At 66.9% G+C, this 19,465-nt stretch carries 16 protein-coding genes and 1 pseudogene; 8 read left to right on the top strand and 9 right to left on the bottom strand.

Features of this window, described 5'->3' with window-relative positions:
- Positions 1 to 45: 45 nt before the first annotated feature.
- From ACYQ26_RS07745 to ACYQ26_RS07725, 5 genes are all read right to left on the bottom strand, one after another.
- On the bottom strand, positions 46 to 1,656 hold the full coding sequence (locus tag ACYQ26_RS07745; protein WP_459808313.1) for an ABC transporter permease: 1,611 nt from the start codon (positions 1,654 to 1,656) through the stop codon (positions 46 to 48).
- A complete protein-coding gene (locus ACYQ26_RS07740; RefSeq protein WP_459808312.1) occupies positions 1,653 to 2,813 on the bottom strand; it encodes an extracellular solute-binding protein in 1,161 nt (386 codons plus the stop codon). Before ACYQ26_RS07740 ends, ACYQ26_RS07745 begins: the two co-directional genes overlap by 4 nt.
- A gap of 38 nt (positions 2,814 to 2,851) precedes the next feature.
- On the bottom strand, positions 2,852 to 4,024 hold the full coding sequence (locus tag ACYQ26_RS07735; RefSeq protein ID WP_459808311.1) for an alpha-1 4-glucan-protein synthase: 1,173 nt from the start codon (positions 4,022 to 4,024) through the stop codon (positions 2,852 to 2,854).
- Between the two features lie 23 nt (positions 4,025 to 4,047).
- Positions 4,048 to 5,241, bottom strand: coding sequence for a lysylphosphatidylglycerol synthase transmembrane domain-containing protein (locus ACYQ26_RS07730; protein WP_459808310.1), 1,194 nt, complete (start codon positions 5,239 to 5,241; stop codon positions 4,048 to 4,050).
- Positions 5,242 to 5,349: 108 nt separating this feature from the next.
- The gene (locus ACYQ26_RS07725; protein WP_459808309.1) at positions 5,350 to 6,285 is read right to left on the bottom strand and encodes an NAD-dependent epimerase/dehydratase family protein; all 936 of its coding nucleotides are present in this window, start codon (positions 6,283 to 6,285) and stop codon (positions 5,350 to 5,352) included.
- Positions 6,286 to 6,596: 311 nt separating this feature from the next.
- Between ACYQ26_RS07725 and thsB the strand changes: the two genes are divergently transcribed.
- The 4 genes from thsB to ACYQ26_RS07705 all read left to right on the top strand — a co-directional run bounded on the left by thsB (position 6,597) and on the right by ACYQ26_RS07705 (position 12,121).
- The gene (gene thsB / locus ACYQ26_RS07720) at positions 6,597 to 8,255 is read left to right on the top strand and encodes a thermosome subunit beta (RefSeq protein ID WP_459810721.1); all 1,659 of its coding nucleotides are present in this window, start codon (positions 6,597 to 6,599) and stop codon (positions 8,253 to 8,255) included.
- A gap of 321 nt (positions 8,256 to 8,576) precedes the next feature.
- On the top strand, positions 8,577 to 8,720 hold the full coding sequence (locus ACYQ26_RS07715; RefSeq protein WP_459808308.1) for a hypothetical protein: 144 nt from the start codon (positions 8,577 to 8,579) through the stop codon (positions 8,718 to 8,720).
- Between the two features lie 139 nt (positions 8,721 to 8,859).
- Positions 8,860 to 10,014 (top strand): sodium:calcium antiporter, encoded by a 1,155-nt coding sequence (locus tag ACYQ26_RS07710; RefSeq protein WP_459808307.1) that lies wholly within the window; start codon positions 8,860 to 8,862, stop codon positions 10,012 to 10,014.
- 187 nt (positions 10,015 to 10,201) lie between these two features.
- Entirely contained in the window at positions 10,202 to 12,121 is a 1,920-nt protein-coding gene (locus tag ACYQ26_RS07705) for an ABC transporter ATP-binding protein (protein WP_459808306.1), read from the top strand.
- A gap of 51 nt (positions 12,122 to 12,172) precedes the next feature.
- Here the strand turns inward: ACYQ26_RS07705 and lrp are convergent, their stop codons facing one another.
- A complete protein-coding gene (gene lrp / locus ACYQ26_RS07700; protein ID WP_459808305.1) occupies positions 12,173 to 12,634 on the bottom strand; it encodes an HTH-type transcriptional regulator Lrp in 462 nt (153 codons plus the stop codon).
- A gap of 126 nt (positions 12,635 to 12,760) precedes the next feature.
- On the opposite strand from lrp, the gene glnA reads away from it, so the two are divergent.
- Positions 12,761 to 14,116 (top strand): type I glutamate--ammonia ligase, encoded by a 1,356-nt coding sequence (glnA, locus tag ACYQ26_RS07695; RefSeq protein ID WP_459808303.1) that lies wholly within the window; start codon positions 12,761 to 12,763, stop codon positions 14,114 to 14,116.
- A 269-nt stretch (positions 14,117 to 14,385) separates the two neighbouring features.
- Here the strand turns inward: glnA and ACYQ26_RS07690 are convergent, their stop codons facing one another.
- The gene (locus tag ACYQ26_RS07690; protein ID WP_459808302.1) at positions 14,386 to 15,789 is read right to left on the bottom strand and encodes a YihY/virulence factor BrkB family protein; all 1,404 of its coding nucleotides are present in this window, start codon (positions 15,787 to 15,789) and stop codon (positions 14,386 to 14,388) included.
- Positions 15,790 to 15,935: 146 nt separating this feature from the next.
- Here ACYQ26_RS07690 and ACYQ26_RS07685 point away from each other — a divergent pair, with 146 nt between their 5' ends.
- Complete coding sequence (locus tag ACYQ26_RS07685; RefSeq protein WP_459808301.1) at positions 15,936 to 16,136, top strand: hypothetical protein; 201 nt, start codon at positions 15,936 to 15,938, stop codon at positions 16,134 to 16,136.
- Positions 16,137 to 16,245: 109 nt separating this feature from the next.
- The gene (locus ACYQ26_RS07680; protein ID WP_459808300.1) at positions 16,246 to 16,545 is read left to right on the top strand and encodes a hypothetical protein; all 300 of its coding nucleotides are present in this window, start codon (positions 16,246 to 16,248) and stop codon (positions 16,543 to 16,545) included.
- 97 nt (positions 16,546 to 16,642) lie between these two features.
- On the opposite strand, the gene ACYQ26_RS07675 is transcribed toward ACYQ26_RS07680, so the two are convergent.
- Both ACYQ26_RS07675 and ACYQ26_RS07670 read right to left on the bottom strand, forming a co-directional pair.
- Positions 16,643 to 17,764, bottom strand: a complete 1,122-nt coding sequence (locus ACYQ26_RS07675; protein ID WP_459808299.1) for a tRNA (guanine(26)-N(2))-dimethyltransferase — start codon at positions 17,762 to 17,764, stop codon at positions 16,643 to 16,645.
- 62 nt (positions 17,765 to 17,826) lie between these two features.
- Positions 17,827 to 18,033, bottom strand: a pseudogene (locus ACYQ26_RS07670) (ATP-binding protein); the annotation flags it as partial.
- Between the two features lie 74 nt (positions 18,034 to 18,107).
- On the opposite strand from ACYQ26_RS07670, the gene ACYQ26_RS07665 reads away from it, so the two are divergent.
- Positions 18,108 to 19,280 (top strand): ISH3 family transposase, encoded by a 1,173-nt coding sequence (locus tag ACYQ26_RS07665; protein WP_459806326.1) that lies wholly within the window; start codon positions 18,108 to 18,110, stop codon positions 19,278 to 19,280.
- The last annotated feature ends 185 nt before the right edge of the window (positions 19,281 to 19,465 follow it).

Below are 19,465 nucleotides of genomic sequence, written 5' to 3'. Positions count from 1 at the left end.
TCTGCGGTGCGTTCGGTCCGGGTGCGGCCGCGGATCACGATCGACTCACCGTCCCTCCTGCGTCAACATGACGGCCATCGACAGGCCGGAGATGCCGACCAGCACGAGCGCCGGCACCGCCGCCTGCCCGTACAGTCCGGCCTCCTCGACCCGCCAGATGAAGGTGACGAGCGTCTCGAACCCCAGCGGACGAAGCATCAGCGTCGCGGGCAACTCCTTCATCGTCGTGAGGAAGACGAGCGCGGCGCCGGTCACCACGCCCGGCAGGATCAGCGGCAGCGTTACCGACCGGAACGTGTTCAGGCGCGAGCGCCCGAGCGTGCGGGCCGCCTCCACGAGCCGCTGGTCCACCTGCAGGGTCGACGTTCGAATCGAGCCGATCGCCTGAGGCATAAAGCGGACGACGTAGGCGAACACCAGCAGCGGCACGGTCTTGTAGATCGCCGGCAGCACGTCGAGGGTGAAACTCAGCAGGGCGATCGCCAGCACGATCCCGGGCGTCGCGTAGCCGACGTAGGGCGCGCGGTCGGCCAGCGCCGCCAGCCGCGAGTCGGTCGTCGCCGACCCGATCGCGATCGGCAGGGCGACCAGCACCGAGGCGATCGCCGCCAGCAGGGCGACGTACGCCGAGTTGAATCCGTACTCCCAGTCGAAGGTGAGCCGACCGATCTGGTAGCCGGGACCGCCCGTGACCAGCCACACCCCGAAGATGGCGATCGGCAGGGCGATCGCCAACAGGGCGATCGCCGCGGGCAACACGAGCGCCGCGTACCGCCACCGGCCGAGCGCGAGGTCGGCGGTGCCGCGGTGGCCGCTGCTCTCGTAGGCGCCGGACTCGTCGGCACCGATGCGCGACTCGAGGGCGAGGATGACCGCCGTCACGGTCAACAGTTGCAGCGACAGCAGGGCGGCGTAGTCCCGGGCGAAGGCGTTGTACCGGGCGTAGATGAACTGCGTGAACACCTCGACGCGCATGATGTTGGGCGTCCCGAAGTCCGCCAGCGCGTACAGCGCCACGAGCAGGGCGCCGGCGGTGATCCCCGGCAGGATCTGGGGCAGCGTGATCCGCCGGAACGCCTCCCAGCGGCCGGCGTTGAGCGTCCGCGCCGCCTCGACGAGCGAGCCGTCGAGCGAGAGCAGCGAGGCCCGCGTCGTGAGGAAGACGTACGGGTAGGTGTAGAGGGTCAGCACGAACGCGGCGCCGGTGAATCCGTAGATAGAGGGAACCGAATCGACCCCCAGCGGCGCCAGCAGATCGGCGAACTCGCCGTTCGGGCCGAACGCGGAGACGAACGCGAACGCGCCTAGGTAGCTCGGCACCGCGAGCGGGAGCGCGGCGAGGACGGTCCAGAATCGCGGAAACGGGATCGACCCCTGTACCGTCAACAGCGCGAGCGGCACGCCGACGAGGATGCTCGCGCCGGTGACGACCGCCACGAGCGCGACGCTCCGGACGAGCACCTCGAGGGTCTGAGGGGCGACCGCGAGCTCGAGCGCCCGGCCGCCGAGGGCGGCGGCGTCGACGACGAGCCACAGGAGCGGAAGGACGAGGACGGCGGCGAGAGCCGCGGCGAGCAGCGTGAGGCCGACGCCGGCGGCGTCGTCGCCGTCGGCGGCCCGCTCGAGCGTCCTCGAGAGCCGCTTCCGGAGGGTCATCCCGAGACGCCGGCGTCCTCCATCAGTTCGAGGGTCGGCTCGAGGTCGGACAGTTCCGCGAGGTCGATCTCCGGCGGGTTCAGGTCGGCGATCGACGGGAGGCCGCCGACGGGATCGACGCCCTCGATCATCGGGTAGGCGAAACTGACCGTCGTGAAGTACTCCTGGGCCTCCGCGGACAGCAGGTGGCGGACGAAGTTGTCGACGAGGTCGCCCCGCTGCGTGCCCTTGACCTTCTGCGCACCGGCGACGTTGATCAGGGCACCGGCGTCGCCTTCGGTGAAGGCCAGATCAATCGGCGCGTCGGGCTGCTGGTTCTTGACGCGCATCGCGTAGTAGTGGTTGGCGAACCCGGCCGCGAGCGAGCCGTTGGCGACGTTCTGCGAGACGGCGTACTCGTTACCGTATCGCTCGGTCCCGGCCTCCTTCATGTCGACCAGCCACTGGCGAGTCGCGTCCTCGCCCTGGATCAGGCGCATGGCGGTCACGAACGACTTGAACGCGCCGTAGGTCGGCGCCCAGCCCATCGTTCCCTGGAGGGCCTCGGTCCCGGGGAAGTCCTGAACGGTGCTGGGAATATCGGACGCCGAGAGCTCGTTCGTATTGTAGGGAACCGCACGGGCGCGTCCGGCGACGCCCGCCCAGGCGTTGTCGTCGCCGACGAACTGGCCGTTGGCGACCGGTCCGACCGCCTCGTCCGACAGCGGTTCGTAGGCGTCGTTGTCCGCGACGAACCCGAGCGAACTGGCGTCGATCGACCAGAAGACGTCGGCCTGTGCGGCGCCGGAGTCGACCTCTTCGACGATCGTCTGGGCCAGCGACGAGGACGTGTCGGCGTTGGGATAGACCTCGAAGTCGGGGTAAATTTCCTGGAGCATGTTCACGAACTCGTAGTAGATGCCCCCTTCCCCGCCGCCGATGTAGAGCGAGAGTTCGCCGGAGAGATCGGGGAGTTCCTCGATCGACGTCCCGCCCGGGGCGGGGCGACCCTCGGCCAGCGCACCGGAGCCGCGGAACGTCGAGAGCTCCGGAATCTCGGCGCTTTCTCCGCCGCCGTTGAATCGATCCAAACAGCCCGCGACCGCGGTCGCGCCGAGCGCCGATCCGATCTGTAGCGCTTTCCGACGCGAAATCGCGTTGTTACCACTGTCGTCCATATTTGGTTTAGGCTAACCTAAAAACTTATAGGTGACGATTAACGGTCGGCTGCGACCCGAACGGGTTCGTCGGCCTGCGCCGACAGCGCCGACAGGCACTCGAGCCAGTCGAGCATGTGTTCGCCCACGTAATTAAAGAACGCACCGTTGTTGTAGTCCGACCAGTCGCCGTCGACGAGTGCTCGAGCCATCGCCTCGAAGACCGCCTCGTAGGAGTCGGCGTCGCTCCCGGCGTCGTCGATTATCCGCCAGAGGTGTTCGTTGAGCTCGAGGCCGGGCACCTCGTTGTTGAGGTCGTCGAAGGTGCTGCGGGGCGCCTTGTTGTGCTCGCACAGCGGCGCGCCGTTGTAGATGCGCTTGCCGAGCACGTCGCAGGCGCGCTTCAGGAAGACGCCCGACCAGATGTCGTCGAACCGGCCGACGTCCCATTCGTTGTCGTCCATCGGAAGCTGGTAGAAGGCGGGGATCACCTCGCGCCGGAAGGCGAGGTTCATCGAGCAGACGGTGAGGTAGTTGCCTCGCGCGGCGACGAAGTCGTCGCCGAAGTCGTCCGTCGAGGTGCGGGTCTGGGCCTGGCCCTCGAGGTCGCCGTCCATGAGGATGCGGACGGCGTCGAGGTCGGGGACGTTGGTCCACAGGCCCTGCGAGGCGACGACCTGTCCGCCCTCGATCTCGGTCGTGTCCGTCTCGACGGTTTCGCCCATCGCCGAGTAGGGGTAGCCCCGCGGGTAGAGGCCGTGCTCGTCGGCGTTCTGGTAGAGGACGTTGACCCACTGCTCGTCGGAGGAGACCTCCTCGATCTCGCCCTCGAAGGCGAGGTTCTCCATGTGCGTGCCGAAGAAGTCCTCCTCGGGGTGCGGAAGGGTGTCGTCGTCGATGAAGAAACCGTACTCGAACTCGTCGTGGGCCCACATGTACAGCAGGCCGAAGCTCGTCTCGGCGTGACTCGCCGCCGGAACGACGTGGCCGTACTCCTCGATTCCGTGCTCGGCGTACCACTCCTCGCGGCGGCTCCCGTCGAAGACCTCGCCGGAGACGCCCTCCTCCTCGAGCAGCCGCTCCATGGCGTCGGTCTCGCAGAAGTCCTCGGTCACGAGCACGACGTGCAGCCGCGAGAGGTCGAACCCGTGTTCGCGCGCGTTCTCGAAGTACGAGCGCATGCACTCGTACTCCCGGATCGTCGGTACGACGACGCAGATGTCCTGACTCATTGCTCTCCGATTTTTAGGCACACCTAAAAAGTCCGTCGGTCCTCGCTCGAGATCGGACGGTCGTCGGCCGTCGCCTCGGTGGCGGCTGCCTCCGCAGCCGTCGCGTCCGAGATCGAGATTCCGAGCCCGGCGACCGCCGCGCCGCCCCCGACCAGCGTGACGCCGTTTTTCAGCGCGTGGTCGACGACTGCGGCGGCCAGCGCCGCGCTCGCGCCGACGGGCGTCAGCCCGACGACCAGCGCCGTAAACGCGGCCTCGTAGAGGCCGACCCCGCCCTGCGAGAGCGGCAGCACCTTCGCGAGGTTCCCGACGCTGACCGCGAGCGTGCCGACCGCGAGCAGCGGGCCGACCGCGAGGCCGCTGTCCAGCGCCGCGAGGACGATGACGGCCGTGAGCACGTCGAGCATCCAGACGAGCAGGCTCGTCCCGGCGACGGCGGCGAGCACCCGCGGGCGACGCGCGACGACGCCGACATCGCCCGCGAAGCGGAGCGCCGCCTCGAGCGCCCCCTCGAGTCGCGGCGCCCCGTCGACGCGGGCCCGCAGCCGCGCGGCGATCCGCGAGCCGTAGCGCGAGCGGGCGGTCGTCGCGACGACGAGGCCGACGCCGGCGGTGGCCGTACTCACCGCGGCGGCGCCGACGAACGCGACCCGCGCGCCGCCGGCCTCGGCGGCGATCTCGAGCGGCCCGACGTCCCCGCCGATCGCGAGCCATGCCGTCGCCCCGCCGGCCAGCACGGCGATCGTCGCCAGATCGAAGAGGCGCTCGACGGCCAGCGCAGCGAACCCCGCCGTGTACGGAACGTTCTCTCGAGCGTTGACCACGTACGCGCGGGTGGCGTCGCCGGCCCGCGCCGGAATCGCGAGGTTGGCCGTCTGGCTGACGAAGACGGCCGCCGTGAGCAGCCCCGTCCCGGCACGGTGGCCCGTCGCGCTCAGGACGTCGCCGTACCGGCGACCCCGGAGCGGCCACGAGACGGCGTAGACGGCGACCGCGAGGGCGAGCAGCCGCGGGTCGGCGGTCGCGACGTCGGCGACGACCGCCTCGAGGTCGAGTCGCCGGGCCGCGACGACGAGCGCGAGGGCGACCAGTACCGTCCCGGCGACCGTCAGCCGGCGGCGAGTCAGCGCGGCTCGAAAGTCCCCGCTGCCGTCGGCGGCGCTCGTCGACCGCTCGTCCGACGCTCGCGACGTCTCCCCATCGCCGCCGTCGTGCATACGCGAGTGCTTCGCATCCAGATATTTAAGCCCACCTAAAACTCGATCGGACGGGGTCCTCGAGCGTGCTCGAAAGACATTCCGGCGACAGAAAACGACGGCGGGACGTCAGCGCAGTTCCGCAAGAATCTCCCGCGTCGCCCGCCGCACCGCCTCGTCGCTCGAGAGCGACGGCTCCCAGCCGAGCGCTGCGAGCTTCTCGATCGAGAGGCGCATCTTCGGCACGTCGCCGGTCCAGCCCCGCTCGCCGCCGGTGTACTCGAACTCGGGCTCGAGGCCCATCTCGTCGGCGACGATGGCCGCGATCCGATCAACGGAGGTGGTCGTGCGCGTGCCGAGGTTGTAGGTGTTCATCGCGGCGTCGGCGTGCTCGACGACGTGCAACATTGCGTCCAGACAGTCCTCGACGTGGAGGTAGGACTTCTCCTGACGGCCGTTGCCGAGGATCGTCAGCGTCTCCGGATCGTCTCGCAGTTTCTCGATGAAGTCGGGGATCACCGCGCCGCGCAGGCGCGGGCCGACGACGTTGGCGAACCGGAAGTTCCACACCGTCAGGTCGTGGCTGTGCGTGCGCGCTGAAAGGAGTCCCTCGTCGGCCAGCTTGCTCGCGCCGTAGGCGCTGATCGGCTCGAGCGGCGCGTAGTCCTCGGGCGTCGGCCGCGGCGCCTCGCCGTAGACCGTCGAGGAAGAAGTGTAGGCGATATCGGTCACACTCGCGTCTGCCATCGCCTCGAGCAGCGTGCGGGTCATCCGCGTGTTGTCCTCGAACTGGCCGTGTGGACGGTCGGTGTCGACGCGTTTCGACGCTGCGAGGTGGAAGACGAGGTCGACGTCCGAGAGGCGGGCCGCGAGCGCGTCGGCCGACATCGACGTCAGATCGGCCTCGACGAGTTCGGCGTCATCGGGGACGCGCTCGGCGGCGCCGTTCGAGAGGTCGTCCACGATCGTCACGTCGGCGCCGTCCGCGAGCAGGCGCTCGGTGAGGTGGGAGCCGATGAACCCAGCTCCTCCCGTCACGAGAACGCGGCCGTCTAAACCGGTCATACCGGTGGGTTCGGCGAGAGAAGGTTAATTGTTCGCTTTGACGCCGACGCGTCGAGCCGTCGTCGCCGTCGCGTCGCTCGAGCGGCGTCGACCCCGTCGCGCAAATCGAATATACTTAAATATGGCGGGAAACCCCGGCTCCTGCAGGAGTTGTTCGAGTGGTATCACGTCCCACTATCTCGGGCACACCAGCACGCTTTCCGGTGGTTTTCGGGTTCCAATCGCACGCTTCGGCGAGGACACTCGTCTCGAGAGAACGGTACACTTATGTAGAATCACAATCAATGGTTCGACCGACTATGAGCCAGCGAATGCAGCAGGGACAGCCGATGATCGTGATGAGCGAGGACTCCCAGCGCGTCAAGGACAAAGACGCGCAGGACTACAACATCAGCGCCGCACGTGCGGTCGCTGAAGCCGTCCGCTCGACCCTCGGCCCGAAGGGGATGGACAAGATGCTCGTCGACTCGATGGGCTCGGTAACCATCACCAACGACGGGGTCACCATCCTCCAGGAGATGGACATCGACAACCCGACGGCCGAGATGATCATCGAGGTCGCCGAAACGCAGGAGGACGAGGCTGGCGACGGTACCACGACGGCCGTCGCGATCGCCGGCGAACTCCTCAAGAACGCCGAGGACCTCCTCGAGCAGGACATCCACCCGACGGCGATCATCAAGGGCTTCCACATGGCCTCCGAGCAGGCCCGCGAGGAGATCGACGACATCGCGCAGGACGTCGACACCGACGACGAGGAGCTCCTGCGCTCGGTCGCCGAGACCTCGATGACCGGCAAGGGCACCGAGGTCAACAAGGAGCACCTCTCCCAGCTCATCATCGACGCGGTCAAGCAGGTCACCGTCGAGGACGAGGACGGCAACAACGTCGTCGACCTCGAGTTCCTCAACATCGAGACCCAGACCGGCCGCAGCGCCGGCGAGTCCGACCTCCTCGAGGGCGGCATCGTGGACAAGGACCCCGTCCACGACAACATGCCCACCGAGGCCACCGACGCTGACATCCTGCTGCTGAACGAGCCCATCGAGGTCGAGGAGACCGACGTCGACACCGAAGTCTCCGTCACGGACCCCGACCAGCTCCAGAAGTTCCTCGACCGCGAGGAGGAGCAGCTCCGCGAGAAGGTCGACCAGATCGCCGACCTCGGCGCCGACGTCGTCTTCTGCCAGAAGGGCATCGACGACCTGGCTCAGCACTACCTCGCCAAGGAGGGCATCCTCGCCGTCCGCCGCGCCAAGAAGTCCGACCTCGAGTTCCTGCAGGAGGTCGTCGGCGCGACGGTCGTCTCCGACCTCGACAGCGCCACCGCCGAGGACCTCGGCCACGGTGACGTCACCCGCGACGAGGAGGACGAGATGTTCTACATCGAGGGCGAGGACGCCCACGGCGTCACCCTCCTGCTGCGCGGCTCGACCGACCACGTCGTCGACGAACTCGAGCGCGGCGTCAACGACGCGCTCGACGTCGTCGCCCAGACCGTCTCCGACGGCCGCGTCCTCGCGGGCGGCGGCGCCATCGAAGTCGAACTCGCCAGCCGCCTGCGCGACTACGCCGACTCCGTCTCCGGCCGCGAGCAGCTGGCCGTTGAGGCCTTCGCCGACTCGCTCGAGCTCGTCCCGCGCGTGCTCGCCGAGAACGCCGGCCTCGACTCCATCGACACGCTCGTCGACCTCCGCGCGGCCCACGAGGACGGCGACATCGAAGCCGGTCTGAACGTCTTCACGGGCGACGTCGAAGACACCTACGAGGCCGGCGTCGTCGAACCGGCCCACGCCAAGGAGCAGGCCGTCACCTCCGCCGCCGAGGCCGCGAACCTGGTCCTCAAGATCGACGACATCATCTCCGCCGGCGACCTCTCGACCGACAAGGGCGAGGACGAAGAAGCCGGCGGCCCCGGCGGTGCCGGCGGCATGGGCGGCATGGGCGGCGGCATGGGCGGCATGATGTAAGCCGTCTCCGTCGCACGCGCCACCTACCCCACGCCGACTCGCCGTTCGCAGATCGCACCGCTCGCTCACCACGGGGCTCGACGTCCTGACGCTTTGCTCTCGCTCCCGTTTCCGTTCTCCTGACGCACGCGTTGTATTACGGCGCCACTCCCGAACCGCCGAGTCTTTGCGCCGACGGGATAGCGTCGAGGCTGAGAGGGGGTCATCGGAAACGTCGATCCGTCGCTCGTCTCAGGAAACAGTCTGGAAACGTCACACAGCCGGACTCACGTCGGATCTGACGTTCAAACGACCTATTGGGCTGGACGGCGTAGGGCGCACATGGCATACCGAACGACCCTCGGTTGGTCCCTGCTCTCCTCCGGCATCGTGACGCTCGTTCTCAAAGTCCTCCCCGGGGACTCGCTGTGGTGGGGGCTGCTGTTTCTGGTCCTCGGAGTCGCGCTGTTGGCGTACAGACAGTGATCGCATGCGGGGCGTCGCGAGCCGCAGTATGGTAACCCGACGATACCACGACAGGAAGCGGGCGAGCGACGTACTCGAGACCGACGATCGACCGCGTACCGGTCGGAAAACTAAGTAGACGGACGTCGTTTGTGGAGGCATGGTCGCACCGGGCCTCGAGATCGCGCTCTTTGGCGCCGCCTTTCTCGTCGGTGTCGTGCTGGTCATCTGGTGCGTCGAGGTGTTCATCGAGGCGGTCGCCCAGAGCGCCGTCTCCCTCGGAATTTCGGGCTTTTTCCTCGCGGTAATCCTGGCCGGGATCGACCTCGAGAACGCCGCGCTGGGGGTGACCGCCGCCGTCGTCTCGCTGTCTGACCTCGCGCTGGGGACGGTCTTCGGCGAGTCGCTGTTCGTCCTCGCGGTCGCGCTCGGCCTCGCGGGGGTGTTCGTCCCCTTCGAGATGGAGGTGCCGCGGGTCTATCTCGCCATGCTGTTGCTCGCTCCGCTCCCGGCGTTCGCGATGTCGCTGGGCGGGACGATCGGCCCCGAGTACGGGGCGGTGCTGCTGGCGCTGTTCGTTCCGCTGCTCGCGTACATCTTCTGGCACGAGCGCCGCTCGGAGACGACCTACCTGCTCTCCGGCGAGGTCGAGGAAGCGATCGACGTCGACGACGACCTCGAGTCCGAGAGCAACGAGTCGTCCGGTGACGCATTGGTGACCAACGGGGACGGACACGGCCCGCACGCGGGCCGCGAGACGCCGGCGGTCGCCGACGGCGAGCGGGGCGAGTCGGCGCTGGAGTCGGACGCGGATCGAGACCTCGATCTCGACCTTGACCTCGACGAGTTCGTCCCCGACCTCGAGGGCTACAGCGGTCGGGTCACGGTCGGCGTCGCCGTCCTCGCGACCGTCGGGATGACCCTGGGCTCGTTCATCACGGTCGGCAGCGCCGAGCGCCTGTTCGTCGCCTTTGGCATCTCGGGGCTGGCCTTCGGCGCGACGGTCCTGAGCTTCATCGCCTCGATCGAGGAGTTGGCGCTGACCCTCGAGCCCGTCCGGCAGGGTCGGCCGCACCTCGCCGTCGGCAACGTCGTCGGGAGTACGGTCTTCTACATGACCGCGAACGTCGGCCTGATAGCGCTGTTGCACCCCGTCGACACCGGCGGCGCGGTGATGACCGTCCACTGGCCGTTCTTCGGCGCGTGCCTGCTCGTCGCGACGGCGATGCTAGCTCGCAGCCGCGTCACCCGCGCCGGCGGCGTACTGTTGCTCGCACTGTACGCCGGCTACTGGGTGTTCAACTACGCCGCGTGACCCGGTGCGCGCGAGTCCGGGGCTCGAGGCCGTCGCCGGATTTCGCCGCCGCCTCTCGCTTCTCGGGTCGTCTCCGTTCGCCCCAGCCGAACATCGCCCCGATCCGCCGTCCGCAACGGGCGCCGAAAAGCGGCCCGCGTTCCCGCCAACGCTACTAATTTATGGGTTGAACCGATACCGCAGGGGCGTGAGCGCCGACACCGACGAGACGCCGTTCGACGCCTACCGCGAGGACGTCGAGCGACCGCTGACGAGGTTGTTCCGCGAGTACGCCCCGGGCCGACTCGGCTACTTCGCGATCGGGATGGTCGCGAACTTTCTCGCCCGCATGGCGAGTCTCGTGCCGCCGTTAGTGCTCGGGGCCGCCATCGACGCGATCTTCGTCGGGACGGGCCCGTTCGAACTGCCGGTCGTCCCCAACGCCTGGTTGCCGGACGAGTCGATCCCGCAGTTCCGGTTCGCCGTCGCCGCGATCGTCGCCTCGTTCCTCGCGACGGCGGTTCTGACCTGGATCTACGGCGTCACCGCCAACCTGTTCGCCCACGACGTGATGCACACCGTCCGGGTCGACTCCTTCCGGAAGATGCAGCGCCTGGACATGTCCTTCTTCGACGAGAAACAGACTGGCGAGGTCATGGCCGTCCTCAACAACGACACGCAGAATCTGGAGCGATTCCTCGACGACGCGCTGATGAACTCCGCGCGGCTCATCGTGATGGTCGGCGGCATCGCGGGCGTGCTCTTCTACCTGAACTGGCAACTGGCCGTCGTCACGCTGTTCGCGGTGCCGGCGATGGTCGCCTTTACGATCTGGTTCATGCGCGCCGTCGAGCCGCGGTACGTCCGCGAGCGCTCGGCGGTCGGGCGGCTCAACACCCGCCTCGAGAACGCCATCGCGGGCATGGCGCTGACCAAGACGTCCTCGAGCGAGGCCTACGAGCGCGAACGGGTGCGCGACTCCTCGAAGAACCTGTTCGAGCGGACGATGGACGTCCTCAAACTGAGCTACTTCTACCGGCCGGGGATGGAACTGCTTGCCGGCGTCGCCTTCGCCGCGACTTTCTTCGTCGGCGGCTACTGGCTGACGGTCGGCACCGCGCCGGGGCCGTTCACCGGCGAGCTGTCGGTCGGGGAGTTCGTCATCTTCCTCACCCTTACCCAACGGATCGTCGACCCGCTCGCGGAGGTCTCGAGCATCGTCGACCAGTACGAGAACGCCAAGGCCTCGAGCGAGCGCATCTTCGGGCTGATGGACATCCCGGTCCACGTCGACGACCCCGAGGACCCCGCGGACATCGACCCCGTCGAGGGCCGCGTGGAATACGAGAACGTCTCCTTTAGCTACGCCGACAGCGAGGTGCGGGCCACGAGCGAGGACGGGACGGCCTTCGCGGAGACGGTCATCGAGGACGTCTCCTTCGAGGCCGCGCCGGGCGAGACGGTCGCGCTGGTCGGCCCGACCGGCGCCGGCAAGTCGACGGTGCTGAAACTGCTGCTCCGGCTCTACGACGTCCAGGAGGGGTCGGTGAAGATCGACGGCCACGACGTCCGGGACGTCAGGCTCGCGGACCTCCGGTCGGCGGTCGGCTACGTCAGCCAGGACACGTTCCTCTTCGACGGCACCATCGCGGACAACATCCGCTACGGGCAGTTTGACGCCTCCGACGAGGCCGTCCGGGAGGCCGCGAAGGCCGCGCAGGCCCACGAGTTCATCGCGGACCTCGAGGAGGGTTACGACACCCGCGTTGGCGAGCGCGGCGTCAAACTCTCCGGCGGGCAGCGCCAGCGGATCGCGCTCGCGCGGACCGTCCTCGACGATCCGGCGGTGCTCATTCTGGACGAGGCGACCAGCGCGGTCGACACGGAGACCGAACTGCTGATCCAGCGGTCGATCGATCGACTCACCGAGGATCGGACGACGCTGGCGATCGCCCACCGGCTGTCGACGGTCAAGGACGCCGACACCATCCTCGTGATGGCGGACGGCGAGATCGTCGAGCGGGGGACCCATGAGGAACTGCTCGAGGCGGACGGCCAGTACGCGACGCTGTGGCGCGCACAAGCGGGTGACCGAGAGGCGGCCGCCGAGGCGCTCGTCGACGATTGAGACGGTCGGACGATCGTGCGGAACTCGAGCGGACGAGCGGACGATCAGTAATCAGGTGTCGTCGACGTCGAGCTCGAACTGTTCGTTTTCGCTGACGGCGTTGAGCACGACGCTGGTGTTCGAGGACTTGATGTCGGGATCGGTCAGCAACTGCTTGATGTGGTCGTTCATCTCGTCGGTGTCCTGGAACTTGCCAATCGCGATGACGTCGTAGTCGCCCGTGACCTCGTAGACGCTGGTCATCTGGCGGTGGTCCCGCAGCGTGTCGGTGATGTCGGGTAAGGCGTTACCCTCGACCTGCAGCTGGATGACGGCCGTGACGTCGTAGCCGAGCGCGTCGTAGTCGAGCCGCGGCGTGTACCCCTCGATGACGCCCTCCTCCTCGAGATCGGAGAGGTGGTTCGAGACCGTCGTGACGGAGACGTCCAGGTCCTCGGCGAGGCTCCGGAGGCTCGCGCGGCCGTCCCCGAGGAGGGCATTCACTAGTTTTGCATCGAGATTTTCGTAGGTCATCACATCAAACAACTCAGCCTAGCCTTTAGAAATTTACGAATATACAGTTTCAGTGCGGTGAGGGGATATTTGCTCGGAGCAGCAGGGTTTTAGTATCGGAGATTCTTGGGAAGGACGACTGGAAAGATGACAAGCGGAAACATCAGCGAGGCTGAACAAGCCGTACTCGACGAGATCGAGGAGCAGGACGTCGACTTCCTCCGACTGCAGTTTACCGACATTCTGGGCACAGTCAAGAACGTCGCCGTGCCGGCGCGACAGGCCGAGAAGGCCTTCACCGAGGGGATCTACTTCGACGGCTCCTCGATCGAGGGCTTCGTCCGCATTCAGGAGTCGGACATGCGTCTGGTTCCCGATCCGGACACCTTCGCGATTCTGCCGTGGCGCAACGACGAGGACAGCGCCGCGGCCCGGATGATCTGCGACGTCTACGACACCTCGACGGATGAACCGTTCGAGGGCGACCCGCGACGGGTCCTCAAGAACGCCCTCGAGCGCGCCGAGGAGATGGGCTACACCGTCAACGCGGCGCCCGAACCCGAGTTCTTCCTGTTCGAGGAGGACGAGGAGGGCCGCGCGACGACCGAGACGAACGACGCCGGCGGCTACTTCGACGTCGCGCCCAAGGACCTCGCCAGCGACGTCCGCCGCGACATCATCTACGGCCTCGAGGAGATGGGCTTCGAGATCGAAGCTAGCCACCACGAGGTCGCGGAGGGCCAACACGAAATCAACTTCACCTACGACGACGCGCTCGCGACCGCCGACAACGTCGCGACCTTCCGCACCGTCGTCCGCGCCATCGCCGCCCAGCACGACTACCACGCCACCTTCATGCCGAAGCCGATTCCGCGCATCAACGGCTCGGGCATGCACACGCACCTCTCCTTGTTCACCGAGGACGGCGAGAACGCGTTCCACGACGAGGACGACGAGTTCAACCTCTCGGAGGAGGCTCACGCCTTCACCGCCGGCATCCTCGAGCACGCGCCGGCGATCACGGCGGTCGCGAACCCTACCGTGAACAGCTACAAGCGCCTGGTGCCGGGCTACGAGGCGCCGGTCTACGTCGCCTGGTCGGACCGCAACCGCTCGGCGCTGATCCGCAAACCCGCGGCTCGCGTCCCCGCGGCCTCGCGGATCGAACTGCGCTCGCCGGACCCGTCGTGTAACCCCTACCTCGCGCTCGCGGTCATGATCCACGCCGGACTGGACGGCATCGAGCAGGGCCTCGAGTGCCCCGACCCGGTTCGGGAGAACATCTACGAGTTCGACGAGCAGAAGCGCGAGGAGTACGGCATCGACACGCTCCCGTCGAACCTCGGCCAGGCCGTCGACGCCCTCGAGAACGACGAGGCGATCTACAACGCGCTGGGCGAGCACGTCGCGCCCAAGTTCGTCGAAGCCAAGCGCCAGGAGTTCGAGGAGTACCTCGTCGACGTCTCCCAGTGGGAACTCGACCGCTACCTCGAGAAGTTCTGAGGCGGCCGCGCCGCGACTCCGTGACTCGCGGCTGATACCGGGACCGACCCCGTTCTCTCCGGGCTCCGATTTTGCGTCGGGTCGATTCGTTTGGCGGTTTTGGTATGGCGATCATCCCCACTGCACCGCAGCAGCAGCGCTGTCCCGACGACACTACCGAAAGCGACTGACGCAACGACGCGTACCGGACGGTCGAGGCGTTCGACCGAGCGGGACGGGAGAGAAGCGGCGGATCCGGGAGGAGGGAACGCAGACGGCTCGAAGCGGCCTCAGGACCGTCGTTCGCTGATCCAGTTCCGGAGGCGACCCGGTACGCCGAGCAGGGACAGGCCGGCGCCGAACAGCACCATCAGGACGTAGACGCCGAGCGTCGACGTCCAGACGACGAACATCGCGAGGATCGCCCAGGGACCGTCGAGGAAGTAAAACGCCGCGATGGCCATCGCCGTCCCGTACAGCAGGACGAGGTAGGGCCCCCAGCCGTGGGCGTGACCGCGGCGAACGCGGCGCCGGACGTAGCGTTTGAGTTCGCTCTCGAGCGACTCCTTCTCGACGGTTCGGCGCTCGACGTCGTCCTCGAACTCCTCGACGCGGTCGCGCAGGCGCTCGATCTCCTCGCGGAGCGCTTCGGGGTCGTCGGCACGGTCCCGCGTGCGAGCGCTGCGTGCGTCTCGCGGTTCGGTCCCGGTGGTGCTCGTGACCGTACCCGAATCTGCGCTCGAACGATCGCTGTCCGAGTCGAGGTCGCGGTCGCGAGGGCGGGAGTCGTCGCCGGCGGTTCCGTTGCCGTCGCCCGCAGTCGCGTCCGCGTCCCCCTCGTCGGCACCCGTGGCGTCGTCAGTCATCGCTTCTGTCAGGATCTGTCGACGGCCGGGACTTTGTAGCTGCCGATCCACTTCACGGTCGGCGAGGACGGCGTTACAGATGGCGCCGAACAAGAGGATGATCGAGCCGAGGTATAGCCAGATGAGCACGAGAAAGACCGCTCCCAGGGCGCCGTAAACCACGTAATCCGTCGCGACGGAGGCGTAGATCGAGAACGTCCGACTCAGGACGAACCAGCCGACCGCGGCGACGACCGTCCCCGGCAGGGCTTCCCACACGTCCACGTCGGCGTCCGGAAACACGACGTACAGCGGCAGAAAGGTCGCGATCAATCCCAACACGAGAAAGACCGAGCCGAGGTACTCGAGGCCGACCAGCGGCGCGAACCGAATCGCGAACTCGAGGGCGCCGACCAGCCCGAGCCCGACCGCGATGACGAGGAAGACGATCGTCGCGTCCCAGATCGTATCGATGACCGACTTCTCGCCGACGGTGCCGTAGACCTGCGAGAAGGCCCGATCGAGACCGCGAAGGACGCGACTTGCGCCCCACAGCAGGCCGAACGCGCCGACGACCGTCGCGCTCTGGCGGCCCGTCTCGTCCAGCACCGTCTCAGCGACCAGCTCCCGCGCTGCCGGCGTCAACACGTCGCTCGCGGCGACCGTGAGCCGCACCGCGAGCGCTTGTCCCCCGATCGACGCGGCGATGCCGAGCGCGAGTAACAGGAGCGGGACGAGCGAGATGAATCCGTAGAAGGCGACGCCGGCCGCCAGCAGCGTCAGCTGCTGGGTTTGAGCGAGCGTCGTCATCCGCCGTGCGACCTCGAGCCCTTCGCTGCGGTTGATCACGGGCCGGACTACGATCGGTACCGAGGTATGCGGCCGTGTGGCACAAGCCTGCTCACTAAAGGCGGCTGCGAACGGCGTCGACGCGTCGGTTCGCGAAGTCGACGCCGCGCCGAAACTACTTTTCGCTGTCACGTCGATCGGGACCTATGGAGCAGCGACGCTGTCCCGACTGCGGCGTGACGATGGAACCGGTGCCGGTTCGCGACGGCGAAAGCATGCGGCTCTCGATCGCGACCGGCGAGCGCGACGGACTGCTGGGAAAACTCGGCCTCAAAGAGCGGGCGAAGCTGCAGGGCGTCTGCTGCCCCGAGTGTCGACTCGTGCGGTTGTACGCCGAGGACACCTAGATTGACGACGATCCAGCCGCTCAGCGGGTGCGAACGTCGCGTACCGTCCATCGCCGGTTTACGGCGGTCACCGAAAGAATATGCCACACTCAAACGAGACGTTGGTACCGTGTCCCTGCTTCACTCGCTGCGCAACGATCCGCACCTCCGGCGTCCGGTGGCCGCGTTCGTACTCCTGTTGACCGTCGTACTGCTCGGCGACCGAGTGTTGACGGGAGCGTTCGCCGACATCGGCGGCTCGGGACTGCCGGGATGGCTCCCGCAGTTCGCCACGCCCGGACAGACGGTGACCTACTACGTGCTGGTCTTCGATGGGGTCAAATTCGTCGTCCTTCCCGGGACCCTCCTGTGGATCGCGTACGCGTACGGACGCCACGGAGTCGAGAGCCCTACCGATCCCGCCGACTAGCGGAGTGTTGGCCCGGAAATCAGGTCGGCCGCGTCACGGTGACCGGGAACGCACGGGCAGTTCGGTATCGGAGCGCCGCCGCCGAACTCGCTTCGAGTTACTCGAGCCCGCCTTCGGTCGCCGCCCGAATCTCCCCGACGCTCGCGTCGGTCTTGAACGTCGTCCCGCCGTAGTGCGCTCTCGAGGCCTCGTAGCCCGCCGCGCGCAGATCCGCGAGGAAGTCGTCCATCGCGTTGGCGGGCAACCCCCAGTTGCGACAGAGCTTGTGCTGGTCGTAGTGGGTCGGCTCGTCGAGTTCCGCCTCGAGCGTCTCGCAGAGTTCGCGTCCCTTGTCGGCGGTGCCGAAGTCGTCGGGAATTTCCTCGCGGACCGCGGCGACGAACTCCCGGTCGCGGACGGGGCCGAGCCAGACCGGGCCGGCGGCGAGGATCCGGTCGCCGTCGCAGTGGGGACAGGTCTCGATCGGGTCGGCGATCAGTCCGGGATCGGCCTCGCGGTACATACAGTCCTCGCAGTGGTAGAGGTAGCCTAACTCGTCGATCGACGCGTCCGCGGACGTCGCCTTGTGCTCGAGTTCGAGGTAGGTCCGGACGTAGTGGCTCGTCGCGTGGGTCAGTAGCGGTTGGACGCCGACGTCGAACCGGGCCGCACTGCGCGCGAGCGCCGAGATGAGGATCCGGACGCCCATCTCGGCGTGGTAGTCGGTGTTTCGCGGGACCGCCGAGTACGAGCGGACGCCGCTGTTGAAGTGCGCGCCGCACAGCGGCGCGGTGTCGGTCGCGGTGACGCAGACCAGATCCCGGCCGTTGGCGAAGGCGGCGTCGGCGAAGGGCATCGGCGTCCCGTAGGGGTCGAGGTCGATCACGTCGAAGACCTCGTCGTGCATGAGGGCGTTGACGTCGCGGTGTTCGACCCGCGCTCGAGCGGCGCAGTCGTTGCGCTCGAGGTTCTCGCGGGCGAGGTCGACGGCTTCCGCGTCGACGTCGCAGCAGGTGACGTCCCAGCCGTCGGCGGCCGCCCGGACGCCGCGGACGCCGCTGGCCGTCATCGCGTCCAGGTACGTTTCGGCGCGGGGCTCGCGCTCGCGGTAGGCCCGCAACGTCGCGATCGTCAGATCCCGGTTCAGCTCCTGGCGCGGATTGTAGAAGACCGACTCCTCGACGCCCTCGGTCTGCTCGCCGGGGACCTCGAGGTCGATTCCGCCCTCGGTGACGCGCATACTCCCCCTGGACGGCGCCGGTCGAAAAACGTCGTGATCTCGGTCGGCCGCCTCGAGTCGCCCTAACTGCTCGTTTCGCGGAGCTGCGCGTTCGAGCCGTCGGGTTCGGCGGCCGGCAGCGTCACCGAGAACGTCGACCCCTCGCCCGGCTCCGACTCGACCCGGATGTCGCCGCCGTGGCGCTCGGCGATCCGCTGGCACAGCGCGAGTCCGAGCCCCGTCCCCTCGTACTCCTCGCGACCGTGTAGGCGCTGAAACACCTCGAAGATCGGTACTTCCCGACTGGTGTGAGAGCTGGAGCTAAAGCGTTGGTCTCATGAGGAAGATGTCTGGTTGAGTGAATGTGTTCAGTATCCCTCAGCCAGACGGTGTTCTTTCGGATTCGGACGTGAAAGATTTAGCGGAAGACGTCATCTGCCAGCTCCCCTTGCCAGGGATCGAGGGCTCGCCCCTCGATCCCGGCGATATCTGGGCTGTTGTCATTCTTGCAGCAGTCAATCAGACGTCCATCTGGGAGACGTGCAAGGACAACGACAACGCTGTCTGTGACGATACTGTCATGGACTGGCTACATACGCTCAACCGGGAGTGGCTTGAGCGGGTTGCTAACCGCCTTCTCAGAGAGTTAGCGATGACGATCCTCGACCCTGATCGGTCGAGGATCGTCTCCATTGACTTCGTCGATAACCCCTACCACGGAACGTACGCCGATGAAGAAGGTGAACTCTGTCGCATGCACGCGAAAGACGGAACAACGACGTGCCACCGGTACTGCACGGCGTATCTCGTCTCGAACGGAAAGCCAGTGACGTTGGCGATGACGTACGTCCGTAGTGATGAGAAAGAGGCCGACGCGGTCGAGCGCGTCCTCGACCGCGTCGAGGCCTATCCCTTCGAGATAGAGCTTCTGTTGGCTGATCGCGGCTTCTACAACGAACGTATTCTGCGCCGCTCACGGGAGGTTGCTGCGACTGTCGTTCCCGTCCAAAAGAAGGGCAAGCGCATGAGGAAGAAGCTGGATACGCACTGCTCGTACATGACAACCTATCGGATGTACAAAGGCCGCGAGCGGGAACTGGAATTCCCGCTCGCGGTCGCTGTGTCATATCACGCCGGAGATCGCGGGAAAAGTGGCGAGGTCGTGCGAGGCTATGTGGCGTGCGATCTGGCCGATCGCACGCCGAAACAAGTCGAACGGCTCTATCGGAAACGGTCAGCGATCGAAACGAGCTACCGTGTATTTCGCCAAGCACGAGTGGTAACGACGACACAAGACCCAATCATCCGCTTCGCGTTCGTCCTGGTTGGATTCCTGTTGGAGAACCTCTGGCTTGTGCTTCGATGGGCGGTCGTCGCCCGCCCCCAGCGGGGCGGGCGCGACCTGCCCGAGGAATTCACGTTCAAGACGTTCTCTGACTGGATCAGACATGCATTAGAGGAAGAGCTAGAGCGGACTTGGGAGATCGAAATGAACGGAACAGGTGTGCCAGAAGCATACGCGCCGGCCGCGGGCTGACGCCAGCCCGCGGCCTTGGGCAAGCTCCTGGTGAGCAACAGCATTCGCCTAGAACAGCGTATCTCAGCCTTCTTACTTCACTTCTCCTCATGCGTGGATTCTACTTCCTGTTCACTCAGTTACCACACCGGCATTCACTCTGTTCGTCCATGACTCAGCACAGTTCACGAAGCGACGTTCGGGAA

It is taken from the genome of Halopiger thermotolerans, assembly GCF_054654555.1.
Note: the sequence above shows the minus strand (reverse complement) of the source record. Positions and strands in the feature narration are given on the sequence as shown.

What these genes read in the sequence shown, in the direction of transcription:
- ACYQ26_RS07725 (WP_459808309.1), bottom strand. Translation starts at nt 6,285, where the DNA reads ATGACCGGTTTAGACGGCCGCGTTCTCGTGACGGGAGGAGCTGGGTTC.
- ACYQ26_RS07710 (WP_459808307.1), top strand. Translation starts at nt 8,860, where the DNA reads ATGGTCGCACCGGGCCTCGAGATCGCGCTCTTTGGCGCCGCCTTTCTC.
- ACYQ26_RS07740 (WP_459808312.1), bottom strand. Translation starts at nt 2,813, where the DNA reads ATGGACGACAGTGGTAACAACGCGATTTCGCGTCGGAAAGCGCTACAG.
- thsB (WP_459810721.1), top strand. Translation starts at nt 6,597, where the DNA reads ATGCAGCAGGGACAGCCGATGATCGTGATGAGCGAGGACTCCCAGCGC.
- ACYQ26_RS07735 (WP_459808311.1), bottom strand. Translation starts at nt 4,024, where the DNA reads ATGAGTCAGGACATCTGCGTCGTCGTACCGACGATCCGGGAGTACGAG.
- ACYQ26_RS07745 (WP_459808313.1), bottom strand. Translation starts at nt 1,656, where the DNA reads ATGACCCTCCGGAAGCGGCTCTCGAGGACGCTCGAGCGGGCCGCCGAC.
- ACYQ26_RS07685 (WP_459808301.1), top strand. Translation starts at nt 15,936, where the DNA reads ATGGAGCAGCGACGCTGTCCCGACTGCGGCGTGACGATGGAACCGGTG.
- glnA (WP_459808303.1), top strand. Translation starts at nt 12,761, where the DNA reads ATGACAAGCGGAAACATCAGCGAGGCTGAACAAGCCGTACTCGACGAG.
- lrp (WP_459808305.1), bottom strand. Translation starts at nt 12,634, where the DNA reads ATGACCTACGAAAATCTCGATGCAAAACTAGTGAATGCCCTCCTCGGG.
- ACYQ26_RS07715 (WP_459808308.1), top strand. Translation starts at nt 8,577, where the DNA reads ATGGCATACCGAACGACCCTCGGTTGGTCCCTGCTCTCCTCCGGCATC.
- ACYQ26_RS07730 (WP_459808310.1), bottom strand. Translation starts at nt 5,241, where the DNA reads ATGCACGACGGCGGCGATGGGGAGACGTCGCGAGCGTCGGACGAGCGG.
- ACYQ26_RS07675 (WP_459808299.1), bottom strand. Translation starts at nt 17,764, where the DNA reads ATGCGCGTCACCGAGGGCGGAATCGACCTCGAGGTCCCCGGCGAGCAG.